The sequence below is a fragment of the Sulfitobacter sp. S190 genome (assembly GCF_025141935.1).
Lineage (GTDB): Bacteria > Pseudomonadota > Alphaproteobacteria > Rhodobacterales > Rhodobacteraceae > Sulfitobacter.
In genome coordinates this window covers 447,646-460,180 of the sequence record NZ_CP081120.1, presented here as the reverse complement: position 1 = coordinate 460,180, position 12,535 = coordinate 447,646, and the positions used below count along the sequence as shown (strand labels likewise).

Below are 12,535 nucleotides of genomic sequence, written 5' to 3'. Positions count from 1 at the left end.
AGGCGGCCGATGACACAGGTGATGATCCCCCGAACGCTTCTGCGCGATCCCGACCGCATGGGCGGCACGCCGGCGGGCGATTGCCTGCGCGGTGTGCCCGTTGTCGAAAACGGCAAGCTCAGACACCTGCGGCCTGGTGCGCCAGAAGGGCCAGCCCCGTTGATCCTCCCGCCCCTGACCGAAGCGCATTGCCATCTGGACAAGTGCCACACGATCTACCGCATGGGCGCAGTGGCGGGCGATCTGAAACAGGCGATCGCGGCGCAACGCGCCGACAAACAGCACTGGACGGCCGATGACCTGCGACAGCGCGCACGGCGCGGCATTTCGGAGGCCCGCGCCGCAGGGACCCGCACCCTGCGCACCCATGTCGATTGGGGCGATACGCCAGAGGCGCCATTGGCGTGGGAGGTCTTTGCCGAACTGGCCGCCGACACGCCCGACCTGACGCTGCAACGCGCCTGCCTTGTGGGAATCGAGGATTATGCCGATCCCGATTTCGTCAGACCGCTCGTCGCACGGATCGCGGCGGACGGTGGGGTTCTGGGCGCTTTCGTGCACGGTCAGGACCGGATGATCGACGGAATACGCGCCCTGTTCCGCGCAGCGTCGGAGGCCGGATTGCCGGTGGATTTCCACGTCGATGAGGGCCTTGGCGATCTCAACGGGCTCGAGGCGATTGCCGACGCCGCGCGCGATGTCCGGTTCAACGGGCCGATCCTGTGCGGCCATGCCGTCAGCCTGATGGACCGCGCGCCCGATGACGTGGCGCGCATCATCGACAAACTCGCCCACTGCGGCGCGTCGGTATGCGCCCTGCCGACGACAAATCTGTATCTGCAGGATCGACGCTCCGGCACCCCCGACCGACGCGGCCTGACGCGCCTGCGTGAACTGCGCAAAGGCGGGGTGCCGGTGCTCACCGCGTCAGACAACATTGCGGATGCCTTTTGTCCCATGGGCCAGTTTGATCCAATGGCCGCGCTGCATCTTGCGGCACTCGGTGCCCATCTGGATCCGCCCATGGCGGACTGGCTGCCGATGATCACGACCGACGCCCGCGCGGCGCTGGGTCTGCCAGTTCAGATGGTCGAAGACCTCGATGTCGGCGATCTGATGACCTGTGCGGTCGAGGACACGAATGCGCTTGTCGCCGGTCGGGCGCCGCTTGTGCAATGGCGTGATGCTGCGATGCGGCACAGCTAAGGCGCGTTGGGTCGGGAGAAATTGGCGCGTCGCCCACGGGGAAAATTCACGCGGATGCGTCCACGGTGGCGCGCCCTTTTGCCGTCCGCTCGGCGGATTTCCGGGCCACGCACAGGCCGCATGGCGCAAGTCCGGAAAGCCGCCAATACGCTCCCCGCTGAGACGCGACGGCACCGAGGCCAAACCGCGAAGGTGACCTTGGGTAAATCAAGCCGATTCCGCGAGTTAGCCGGAATACAGCCGCGCAATCGCAGTTCACAAACCTGTGAGGCTCGGACACAGATTCGCGCCCCGCGCCACACCATTGAGGGGCTCTGCCCCATTGCGCAGGGCCGTGTCATGGATTCACCCGCGAAATCTGCCCCATTTCCGGCCCACCACGTCATAGGTTGCTTGACGGGCGGTCACTCTTCGTCGGATCATCCGGCCATACGGTTCGCCCACGCCCGCGCTGCGGGACGGCGGGCTAAAAAGCAGAAAACTGCGATCACCAGCCACGGTAAAATCGTGGCACAAGGCGGACAAAGGCGCGCAAGCGTGCCGCCGACAACAGAGAGGAAGACAATGACATTTACCACACGCACCGGCAAACCACTGCCGCAAACCGTGATTGATGGCGCGAAAGCGGCCCGCGGTGATGAAGTGAGCCGCCGCGAGTTTCTGGCAACCGCCAGCAGCTTTGGCGCCACGGCGGCGACCGCATACGCGATGATGGGCATGACCGCACCGGCGCAGGCTGCTGCACATGCAAACAAGAAAATGGGCGGCACCGTGCGCATGCAGCAAGAAGTGCGCGCCCTCAAGGATCCGCGCACCTACGACTGGAGCCAGATTGCCAACTTCTCGCGCGGGTGGCTGGAATATCTCGCGATCTACGAGAACGACGGCACCTTCTCTCCGGCACTGCTCGAAAGCTGGGAAATCAACGATGACGCGACCGAGTACACTTTGAATGTCCGCAAGGGCGTCAAGTGGAACAACGGCGACGACTTCACCGCCGAAGACGTGGCGCGCAACATCACCGGCTGGTGCGACAAGAAGCTCGAAGGCAACTCGATGGCGGGCCGCTTTGCCACGCTGATCGACGCCGACACCGAGCAGGCGATCGAAGGCGCGATCGAAGTGGTCGACAGCCACACGGTCAAGCTGTCGCTGCCCGCATCCGACATCACGCTGATTGCCGGCATGGCGGACTATCCCGCGGCGATCACCCACAGCTCGTTCAGCGCGGATTCGATGGTCGACAACCCCATCGGCACCGGCGCCTACCTGCCTGAATCGCTCGAAGTGGGCGTGAAGGCGGTTCTGGTCAAGAACGAGGACCACACATGGTGGGGCACCGACGTGTATGGCGGCCCCTACATCGACCGTCTGGAATACATCGACTACGGCACCGATCCGGCCCTGTGGGTTGCGGCAGCCGAAGGCGAGGAAGTCGATGCGTTCTATTCCATGGAAGGCGAGTTCATCGACATCATGTCGAGCCTCGACGGTTGGGTCGAAAACGAAATCGCGTCGGCATCGACCATCGTGATCCGCCCCAACCAGCTGGCCGAAGTGGATGGCAAGAAGCCCTACGCCGACGCACGCGTGCGCAAGGCGCTGGCGATGGCCGTGGACAACAACGTCCTGCTGGAGCTGGGCTATGGCGGTCGCGGGATCGTGGCGAACAACCACCACGTGGGACCGATGCACCCCGAATACGCCGACGTCGAGCGTATCGCGCATGACCCTGCAGGTGCCAAGGCGCTGATGGAAGAAGCCGGCATGGCCGACTTCGAGCACGAGCTGACGTCGATCGACGATGCATGGCGCAAGGACACCACCGATGCGGTCGCAGCCCAGCTGCGCGACGCGGGCATCAAGGTCAAGCGGACGATCCTGCCCGGTTCGACCTTCTGGAACGACTGGGCGAAGTATCCCTACTCCTCGACCAACTGGAACCACCGTCCACTGGGCGTACAGGTCTGGGCGCTGGCGTACCGTTCGGGCGAGGCGTGGAACGAATTCGGTTGGTCCAACGCGGAATTCGATGCGATGCTGTCCGAAGCACTTGCCACAGCCGACGTTGAAAAACGCCGCGCGATCATGGCAAAGGCCGAGCAGCTGGTTCTCGAAGAAGGCGTCACGATCCAGCCGTACTGGCGGTCGCTCTACAACCACACCAAAGAGGGTCTGGTCGGCGCAGAGCACCACATCAGCTTTGAATACCATCCCGCGCGGATGGCGTGGACCGGCGACGCATAAGCATCCCTGTCCGTTAAAACACAAAGGGCCGCGCAACATGCGCGGCCCTTTTTCGTTGTGGATGAACCGCCCCTCAGGACAGCAGGAAAAGGGTGATGGACGGGAACATCACCAGGATCACCACCCGCACCAGATCGGAGCCCACGAAATACATCACCGCCTTGTAGGTCTGGGTCATAGGGGTCTGGCGGTCCATTGAATTGATGATGAACAGGTTCATCCCGACCGGCGGCGTGATCAGCCCCACCTCCACCACGATCAGAACCAATATGCCGAACCAGATCGCCACCTGTTCCGGCGTCATCCCGAAATCCATCGCCGAAATCACCGGAAAGAAGATCGGCACCGTCAGCAGGATCATCGACAGGCTGTCCATCAGACACCCGAAGATTAGGTAGAAAACGAGGATGATGCTCAGCACCAGCCACGGGCTGTACCCTTGGGTGACGACCCAATCCGCCATGTACTGCGGCACGCCCGACAGCGCCAGAAATCCGTTGTAGAAACTGGCCCCCAGCACGATGAAAAAGATCATCGCGGTGGTACGGGCGGTGCCGATCAGGCTTTGCTTGAGCACGTGCCACCCCAACGATCCCCGCAGCAGGGCCGCCAGACCGGTGCCCGCGGCCCCCACCGCCGCGCCTTCGGTCGGAGTGAACCAGCCCAGATAGATGCCACCGACGACAACGAGGAAAATCACCAGAACCGGCCACGTCGCCCCCAGCGCGCGGAACCTGTCGGCCATCGGCACAGGCGGGCGTGTGCCTGCCGCATCGGGGTGCAGACGGACATAGATCGATATGGTCAGCACATACCCCAAGGCGGCCAGAATGCCGGGAATGAACGCCGCCAGAAACAGCTTGGCAATGTTCTGCTCCGTCAGGATTGCGTAGATGACGAGGATCACCGAGGGCGGGATCAGGATGCCCAAAGTGCCGCCCGCCGCCAGCGTCGCCGTGGAAAACCCGCCCGAATAGCCGTAGCGCCGAAGTTCGGGCAGCGCGACCTTCGACATCGTGGCCGCCGTGGCCAACGACGACCCGCAGATCGCGCCAAAGCCCGCGCAGGCCCCCACCGCCGCCATCGCCACCCCGCCCCGCCGGTGCCCCAGAAAGCTCTCGGCCGCGCGGAACAGCGCCTGGCTCATCCCCGAAAGGGTCGCAAACTGCCCCATCAGTAGAAACAGCGGAATGATGGTTAGCGAATAGCTGGAAAAAGTGGTGTAGGTCTCGGATTTCAGCTTGGCCAGCAACGGCGTGGGATTGCCCCCCATTGCCATGAACCAGCCGCCAAAACCGCACAGGAGCATCGCCAACCCGATCGGCGCGCGCAAAAACACCATCAGCAGCAGAACGGGAAAAGACCAGAAGCCCAGTTCGAGGTTGCTCATGCTCAATGCTCCCCGTGCTCGGTCGGCAGGATCATCACGCCGCGCAGCGCCTCTGCCACACGCGCGCCTGCGCAATAGACCGCCGTGATGCAGGCAACCACGCCGGCGACAAAGCTGACCGCATATCCCCACCAGACGGGAAACTGCAAAAAGAACGTCGTCTCGCCGTTGCTGTAATACCGCTCCATCCCCCCGGCGAGCCGCCACACGATCAACACGATGACGGCCGCCAGCACGATTTCCCAGAACGCCACGATCCAGCGCACGACGCGGGTCGGCAGCGCCGAGGTGAATACATCCACCTTGGCATGCGCACCGTAGAACTGGCACACCGGCAAAAACGCAAAGATGGCAAAGGCAACGCCCGCCTCGAGCAGCTCGTAGTTGCCGTTGATTTCGCCCACCCCCAGATCAAGCAGGAATTGCGATACCCCGGTCAGCTGCGTATCGAAAAAATCGGCATGCAGCATCTTGTTCAGGGTGCGCCCGATGATCGACAGGGTGGTCAGCACGATCAATGCCATCAGCACGATCCCCCCGATCAGCGCCGTGACATGGGTCAATAGTCGGATAATGCGGTGCATCGGCAACTCTCTGGCGCGCAAAAGGGAGGGAGGGGCGATAAAAAGCCTGCGCCACCAAAAGGTCGGCGCAGGCCTCGGTCTGTTTCGGGATTACTGCTGGTAGGCGTCCATCAGCGAGCGGGCCTCGTCGATCAGCGCCTGACCGTCAATGCCCTTGCCGTCCATCTCGGCAATCCATTCGTCATAGATGGGCTGCGACACGGTGCGCCAGCTTTCCAGATCATCACCAGATACGGTCACGATGTTGTTGCCCGCAGCCACCGCAGCATCGCGCGACGGTCCGTCCGCATCCTGCATCGTGCCACCCGCAAAGATCGAGAATTCCAGACCGGAATTGTCTTCGATGACCTGTTGCAGCTCGGGATCAAGACTATCGAACTTGTCCTTGTTCATCGCCAGCACAAAGGTCAGCGTATAAAGCGCGTTGCCTTCGAATTCGGTGTGGTGGCCCACCAGTTCCGGCACCTTCAGCGCGCCGGTCACTTCCCACGGGATCGTCACGCCATCGACCACACCCTTGCTCAACGCTTCGGGGATGGCCGGTACGGGCATGCCCACGGGGGTCGCCCCGGTTTTGCTCAGCAATTCGTTGGCAAGGCGCGATCCGCCGCGCACCTTCAGGCCTTCCATATCCGCGGGTGTGCGCACCTCTTTGCTGGCGTGGATCGCGCCGGGTCCGTGCACCCACGTGCCAAGGATCTTCACATCGGCAAATTCGGTATCTTTCATGTGCTTTTCGAACATCTGCCAATAGGCCGAAGACGCCGCCCGCGCGTCCGACATCATGAACGGCAGCTCGAACACCTCGGTGGAGGGGAAGCGGCCGGGGGTGTATCCCACAACGGTCCAGACAATATCGGCCACGCCGTCGATCGCCTGATCCATCAATTCCGGTGGCTTACCGCCCAGCTGCATCGCGGGGTAGCGTTCGATCTTGATCCGCCCGCCGCTGGCCTCCTCGACCTGATCGGCCCACGGATACAGGATCAGGTTCGGCACATTGGCCTGTGGCGGCAGGAACTGGTGCATGCGCAGTGTCACGTCTTGCGCCAGTGCAGGCACGGCACCCAGCGCCGTGGCCAACGCCGTGGCACCCGCCAGCCCGAGAAAGGATTTGCGTGTAAAGATCATGGATCGTTGTCTCCCTTTTGGTCCGCTTGCGTGCCGCCCTTTCGGGGCGCGGCCGTGCGGTTATTGTCGTGATCGACGCTAGGCGACGATGGATGTGTTGTCACGACAGATTCGACCCCTTGGCCGTCGGACCCGCCGCGCGCTGCCCCAAGGCAGAACAGTTGTAATTGTAACTATCAAGGGCGTTTGGGGAAAGGCCGCGCATCACCATACCACGCGCGAAACGCAGCCGGAGACGATCTAAATCGGGAGGAAAATGGTGGCGTTACCTGGACTTGAACCAGGGACCTAACGATTATGAGTCGTTCGCTCTAACCAACTGAGCTATAACGCCGCCGTGGGCGGTGGATTATGACAGTGCCCGTCCCGCGTCAAGCCGGAAAACAGCAATATCGACGCTCAGTGCCACTTCGCCAACGGCGGCAGGCTCATCAGCACGGCATTTGCATCATGCCCTGTCTCCAGCCCGAATTTCGTGCCGCGGTCATAGACCAGATTATATTCGGCATAGAGCCCGCGGTGGACCAGTTGAGCATCCTTGTCGGCATCATCCCAGGGCTGCGTGCGGCGGCGTTCGACCAATGGCAGATAAGCGGGCAGAAAAGCGCGGCCGATATCTTGGGTCAGGGCAAAATCCGCCTCCCAGTCGCCGGTGTTGCGATCGTCCATAAAGATACCGCCGACCCCACGGGCGCGGTGCCGGTGCGGAATATAGAAATACTCGTCGGCCCAGGCCTTCAGCTTGGGGTAGATGTCGGTGCCATGCGGGTCCAGATGCGCCTGCTGGGTGGCGTGAAAATGGGCCGTGTCGTCGCTGTATTCGATGCAGGGGTTCAAATCAGATCCGCCGCCGAACCACCATGCGCCCGGCGTCCAGAACATACGCGTGTTCATATGCACCGCAGGCGCATGCGGGTTTTGCATATGCGCCACCAGACTGATGCCGGAGGCCCAGAACCGCGGATCGTCTTCCATGCCCGGCACACCGCGGGCGGCCATCGCCTTTTGGGCGCGTGCGCCAAGGGTGCCGTACACCGTCGACACATTGACGCCGACCTTCTCGAAAACACGCCCCCCCCGCATGACGCTCATCAGCCCACCGCCTGCGTCCGATCCGTCTTCCGAACTGCGGGATGTTTCGGTGACCTCGAACCGACCGACAGGCTTGTCAGTTGCGGCATCGGTGTCCTCCAGCCCCTCGAACGCGGCGACGATCTGATCCCGAAGCTCCCGGAACCAAGTGGCGGCGCGGGTCTTTTCGGTCTCGAAAGGGGCAGTCATGAGCGGTCTTTCTGTCAGGTGGTCGTGACACCCTAGTGGGCGGGCGCGCTGACAGCATCCAACAAAGACCGACCGCCGTCCACCACCATAATCTCGCCCGTCATGAAACTGCTGCTGTCGGCGGCCAGAAACTGCACCGCTTCGACCAGCTCGGAGGGCGCCGCAATCCGGCCCAGTGGCGTGTGGTTGCGAATATCGTCGCGCCATTCGCGGTTTTCGGCGACCGACGCCTTGAGGGACGCGGACATCACCGACCCGAACGCGACCGCGTTCACCCTGATCCGGTGCGGCGCCAGCGTCAGCGCCATCGACCGCGTCATCTGGTCCAGCGCGGCTGCGGCCATCGAATAGCCCATCAATTCGGGCTGCGTGTTGTGGGCGGCCGTGGAACTGAGGTTGATGATCGACCCGATCTGCCCCTCCGGCTGGTCATCGGCCTGTTTGATCATGCGCTTGGCGACCTGCTGGCTGAGCTGCAGCGCGGTCATCACATTCTGCTCCATCAAGACCTGCACCGATGTATCATCGACATTCAGCGCATCGGTCGGCATCACCTGCCGCGAGGCATTAACCAGAATGTCGACCTGTTCGAATGCGTCGATGGTGGCGGACACCAGATTGGCGATGGTCAACCGCTGGCGCAGATCGCCCGCGAAAAAGCGGATGTTGCCTTCGTCACGGGCATCGCCCAGTTCTTCCTTGAGCTTCTTTTCGTCCATGTCGGCGCACATCACGTTGCAGCCCTTGTCGGCGAACCGCTTGGCAATGCTCAAACCGATGCCGTTGGCAGCACCGGTGACAATCGCCGTCTTGCCGGAAATCGAAAATGACATGGGGGTCTATCCTCTGGCCCGAAGCCTCAGCGACGCGCCTGCAGGGGCCGGGTCGCGTGGAACAGTTTGAACCGCGCATCGCCGCCGATCTCTTCAACCTGGGCAAAACGGGTCTTCAGCTCCGCTTCATAGGGCAAATGACGATTCGCCACCATCCAAAGATGGCCCTGCGGCGACAGCAAACGCGCAGCTGACGCTACGAAAGCCTGCCCGATCTGGGGTTCCGCCGCCCGTCCGGTGTGAAAGGGCGGGTTCATCACGATGGTGTCGATGCGCGCCTCGCAGGTCCACTCGGTCGCATCGGCCCAGTGGAACATTGCCCGTGGATCGGTGACATTGCGGCGCGCGCATTCCAGCGCCATGTGGTTGGCCTCGACCAGATGCACGGCTTCGACGTCCTCGCGCGTCAGGACATGCGCCGACAGGAACCCCCAGCCCGCGCCCAGATCGATCACCTGTTTGCCCAGCTTCTCGGGCAACGCGTCGACCAGAAGCGCCGACGCCACGTCGACCGCATCGGCGGAAAACACCCCCGGCGCGGTCCAGAAACCACCATCCGTGCGTTCGGGCCCCGCCTGCCAATCGGCAAAATTATCCGCAGCGGGTGCGTCGATCCAGAACAGCTTGCCATGGGCCTTCGAGATCGGGCCATGCACCGTCACGCGGGCGCGCATCTGCTTGAGAAGGCTGTCGGCGCCTTCGTTCTTCTGCCCGTCAATGACGACCACGCCCTCGCTTGCGGCGCAGGCTTCGGCGATCAGGGTCCGCGCCTCGCGTTTGGCGCGTGGCAGGCATACAAGCGCTGCGGCATAGGGGCCTTCGCCCACGGTCGATACACCATATCCCCGCGCGGCCCAGACATCGTAGACGGGTTTGAACCCCTGAATGATCTCCGCACGGTCCTTGGGCACACCGTCAAGATCGGCATCGGCGGCGGGTCCATAGACGGCGATCTTGCCCTCTTCGGGCCATTCCAGCCCGCCCCCGTCAAGGGCAAGCGGCAAACGGGAATCGAGCATCTACTCTTCTTTTTCCATGGTGCATTGCAAAGGATGCTGATGCCGGCGGGCGAAATCCATGACCTGCGCCACCTTGGTCTCGGCAATTTCGTGGCTGAACACGCCAACCACGGCCAGCCCCTTTTTGTGCACCGTCAGCATGATCTCGAACGCCTGCGCATGATTGAGCCCGAAAAAGCGCTCAAGAACATGCACAACGAACTCCATCGGTGTGAAGTCATCATTGAGCAGCATCACCTTGTACATCGGCGGCCGCTTGGTCTTCGGTTTGACCTTGGTCAGCAATTCGGTGTCGTCACCGTCTTGGGGACCGGCCATCATATAGGGAACAAGGTGCATTTCTGCTCCTGCGGTAAATCAATTTTCAGCTAGGCGTTAGGCTGTCTATATAACGTCATGCGCCCGTTAGAAAAGGCCCCTGTCGACAATGCCCCACACCATCACCACCGTTGGCCTCGATGCCGACGACACACTTTGGCACAACGAGCGGTTCTTCGCCATGACGCAGGACCATTTTGCGGCACTCCTGTCCGAGCACGCCGAGGGGCCGCATCTGATGGCGCGTCTGCTGGCCGCAGAGCGGCGCAATCTGCCGCATTATGGCTTTGGTATCAAAGGGTTCACCCTTTCGATGATCGAGACCGCGATCGAAATAACCGACGGTCGGGTGCCGGCCAAGGTCTTGCAGCAGATCCTCGACGCGGGCCGCGACATGCTCAGCCACGAGGTCGAGCTGTTGCCCCATGCCGCCGACGCGGTCGAAACCCTGCGTCAGCGGTACAAGCTGCTCGTGATCACAAAGGGCGATCTGCTGGATCAGGAACGCAAACTGGCCCAATCGGGGCTGCGTGATCTGTTTCATGGGGTGGAAATCGTGTCGGACAAAACCGCCCCCACCTACCGGCGCATCTTCGACGCGCATGGCACCGGCGCCGATCAGGGTCTGATGGCGGGCAATTCGATGGCCTCTGACGTGCGCCCCATGATCGATGCGGGCGGCTGGGGGATCATGGTGCCGCACGGACATGCCTGGGCCATCGAACACGCCGAGCCGCCCGACAGCGACCGGTTCGCCGAAATCACCGATCTGTCACAGCTGCCAAAGCTGATCGACACCCTGACAACCGCGCACTGACTCGGGTCTTTGAAATGCGGCAGCCCGCCCCATTCGTGCCACATTCCCGCCACAATCGCCGGTGTAGTGCCCCCCGCTGGACCCACCTCAATATCTGCGGTGACGGTAAGGCAACATTCATGATTTGCCTTTAGCAATAAGGCTTTCTTGGGGCACGCAACCGTGCTACGTTTTTGACAATCAAAAATATGGTCACTCGAAAAATCGGGGGCCCCGAGGCAGATAAGGCAGGTTTCCAATGAAGGTGCGGCGCATGCAGCCGGCCCGTTTCGGGCTATTCATTCTAGCAGCAGTCTGGTTTCTGGTACTGGTCCCGATCAGCGCAATGGCTGCCCCCTATGCGGCCTACGTGATCGATGCGCGTACCGGTGAGGTGCTGCACGCGCGCAACGCCGACACCCGTCTGCACCCCGCCTCCCTGACCAAGATGATGACGCTCTACATCGCGTTCCAGGCCATCGAGAAAGGCGAAATCAGCCTCGACACCAAGGTGCGCGTCACGAAAAAGGCCGCGGCCGAACCGCCCAGCAAGCTGGGATTGCGGTCCGGCCAGCGCATCGCGCTGCGGTATCTCATCCGTGCCGCCGCTGTCCGCTCGGCCAATGACGCGGCCACGGCGATCGGCGAAGCGATCAGCGGCTCCGAAGCCAAATTCGCCCGCCGCATGAACCGAACGGCCAAACAGCTGGGCATGACCCGCACCACCTTCAAGAACGCGCACGGTCTAACCGAGAACGGCCATATGTCGACGGCGCATGACATGACGATCATGGGCCGCCACCTGCTCTATGACTTTCCGCAATACTATAACCTGTTTTCACGCATTACCGCCGATGCGGGCGTCAAGAAAGTGTCCCACACCAACCGCCGCTTCCTGGGCGCCTACAAAGGGGCAGACGGGATCAAAACCGGCTATACGCGCGCTGCGGGTTTCAACCTGACAGCCTCCGCCGAGCGGGGCAACGAGCGTATCATCGTGACCGTTTTCGGCGGCAAATCGACCACATCGCGCAACGCCAAGGTCGCGGAGCTGATGGATCTCGGCTTCCGCCGCGCCCCGTCCAAAGCACCTTTGCGCAAGCCCAAGGCACCGGCCTATATCGCCGATAACGGCAAACCGGCACCGGGCGCGACGGGCAAGACCATCCGCCTTGTCGGCGCGGTCAAATCGTCCAAACGGCCAAAACTGCGGCCCGGCACATCCGCCGCACCGGCAGCACCGGTGGTCGTGGCTGGCGTCTCTGACGCCGAACTCGACAATGCCATCAACGCCGCTGTTGCCGCTGCCGTGACCGCCACCGCGTCCAGCACCGTCACCGCGACCCCCGCACAGGAGGTTGTCCTTGCGTCCGCCGCGGCCACATTGCGCCCTGCCCTCCGGCCCAAGGGTCTCGTGGTCATCGGCGCGCAGCCGCGGGCAAAAGCAGCCGCGCCGCAAGAAGTCGTCACCCGCGTGTCGACATCGGGCGGCCGCCACTGGGGCGTGAACGTCGGGCGCTACGCAAGCCGCTACAAGGCAGAAAAGGTGCTGCTGAAAACCGCACTCGCCGAAATGGCGACGCTTGACGGCAGCCTACGCAAGGTGATCCGCAAACCGCAGGGCTTTGACGCCAATTTCCTCGGAATGACGCGCGAAACCGCGGACCTCGCGTGCCGCAGGCTACAGGCGCGTAACGTGAACTGCTTCATGATCGGGCCCAGCTGACGCC

11 protein-coding genes and 1 tRNA gene are annotated in these 12,535 nt (G+C 62.5%); 4 read left to right on the top strand and 8 right to left on the bottom strand.

The window, feature by feature from the left end:
- Positions 1-9: 9 nt before the first annotated feature.
- Entirely contained in the window at positions 10-1,206 is a 1,197-nt protein-coding gene (locus tag K3756_RS02290) for an amidohydrolase family protein (RefSeq protein WP_259990481.1), read from the top strand.
- 564 nt (positions 1,207-1,770) lie between these two features.
- Positions 1,771-3,453: an ABC transporter substrate-binding protein gene (locus tag K3756_RS02285; protein WP_259990480.1), complete on the top strand. Its 1,683-nt coding sequence runs from the start codon at positions 1,771-1,773 to the stop codon at positions 3,451-3,453.
- Positions 3,454-3,526: 73 nt separating this feature from the next.
- Here the strand turns inward: K3756_RS02285 and K3756_RS02280 are convergent, their stop codons facing one another.
- From K3756_RS02280 to clpS, 8 genes are all read right to left on the bottom strand, one after another.
- The gene (locus K3756_RS02280) at positions 3,527-4,843 is read right to left on the bottom strand and encodes a TRAP transporter large permease (RefSeq protein ID WP_259990479.1); all 1,317 of its coding nucleotides are present in this window, start codon (positions 4,841-4,843) and stop codon (positions 3,527-3,529) included.
- 2 nt (positions 4,844-4,845) lie between these two features.
- Complete coding sequence (locus K3756_RS02275) at positions 4,846-5,427, bottom strand: TRAP transporter small permease (RefSeq protein WP_259990478.1); 582 nt, start codon at positions 5,425-5,427, stop codon at positions 4,846-4,848.
- Between the two features lie 90 nt (positions 5,428-5,517).
- Positions 5,518-6,558 carry a TRAP transporter substrate-binding protein gene (locus K3756_RS02270; RefSeq protein WP_409202418.1) on the bottom strand — a complete coding sequence of 347 codons (1,041 nt, stop codon included), beginning with the start codon at positions 6,556-6,558 and terminating at the stop codon, positions 5,518-5,520.
- Positions 6,559-6,815: 257 nt separating this feature from the next.
- Positions 6,816-6,892 (bottom strand) — tRNA-Met (locus K3756_RS02265).
- A 65-nt stretch (positions 6,893-6,957) separates the two neighbouring features.
- A complete protein-coding gene (gene hemF, locus K3756_RS02260; RefSeq protein WP_259990477.1) occupies positions 6,958-7,839 on the bottom strand; it encodes an oxygen-dependent coproporphyrinogen oxidase in 882 nt (293 codons plus the stop codon).
- 32 nt (positions 7,840-7,871) lie between these two features.
- The gene (locus K3756_RS02255) at positions 7,872-8,672 is read right to left on the bottom strand and encodes an SDR family NAD(P)-dependent oxidoreductase (protein ID WP_259990476.1); all 801 of its coding nucleotides are present in this window, start codon (positions 8,670-8,672) and stop codon (positions 7,872-7,874) included.
- Positions 8,673-8,698: 26 nt separating this feature from the next.
- Positions 8,699-9,691, bottom strand: coding sequence for a class I SAM-dependent methyltransferase (locus K3756_RS02250; RefSeq protein ID WP_259990475.1), 993 nt, complete (start codon positions 9,689-9,691; stop codon positions 8,699-8,701).
- On the bottom strand, positions 9,692-10,030 hold the full coding sequence (gene clpS, locus K3756_RS02245) for an ATP-dependent Clp protease adapter ClpS (RefSeq protein WP_259990474.1): 339 nt from the start codon (positions 10,028-10,030) through the stop codon (positions 9,692-9,694).
- Positions 10,031-10,118: 88 nt separating this feature from the next.
- Here clpS and K3756_RS02240 point away from each other — a divergent pair, with 88 nt between their 5' ends.
- Positions 10,119-10,826, top strand: a complete 708-nt coding sequence (locus tag K3756_RS02240) for an HAD family hydrolase (RefSeq protein WP_259990472.1) — start codon at positions 10,119-10,121, stop codon at positions 10,824-10,826.
- 238 nt (positions 10,827-11,064) lie between these two features.
- A complete protein-coding gene (locus tag K3756_RS02235; protein ID WP_259990471.1) occupies positions 11,065-12,531 on the top strand; it encodes a D-alanyl-D-alanine carboxypeptidase family protein in 1,467 nt (488 codons plus the stop codon).
- Positions 12,532-12,535 lie beyond the last annotated feature (4 nt).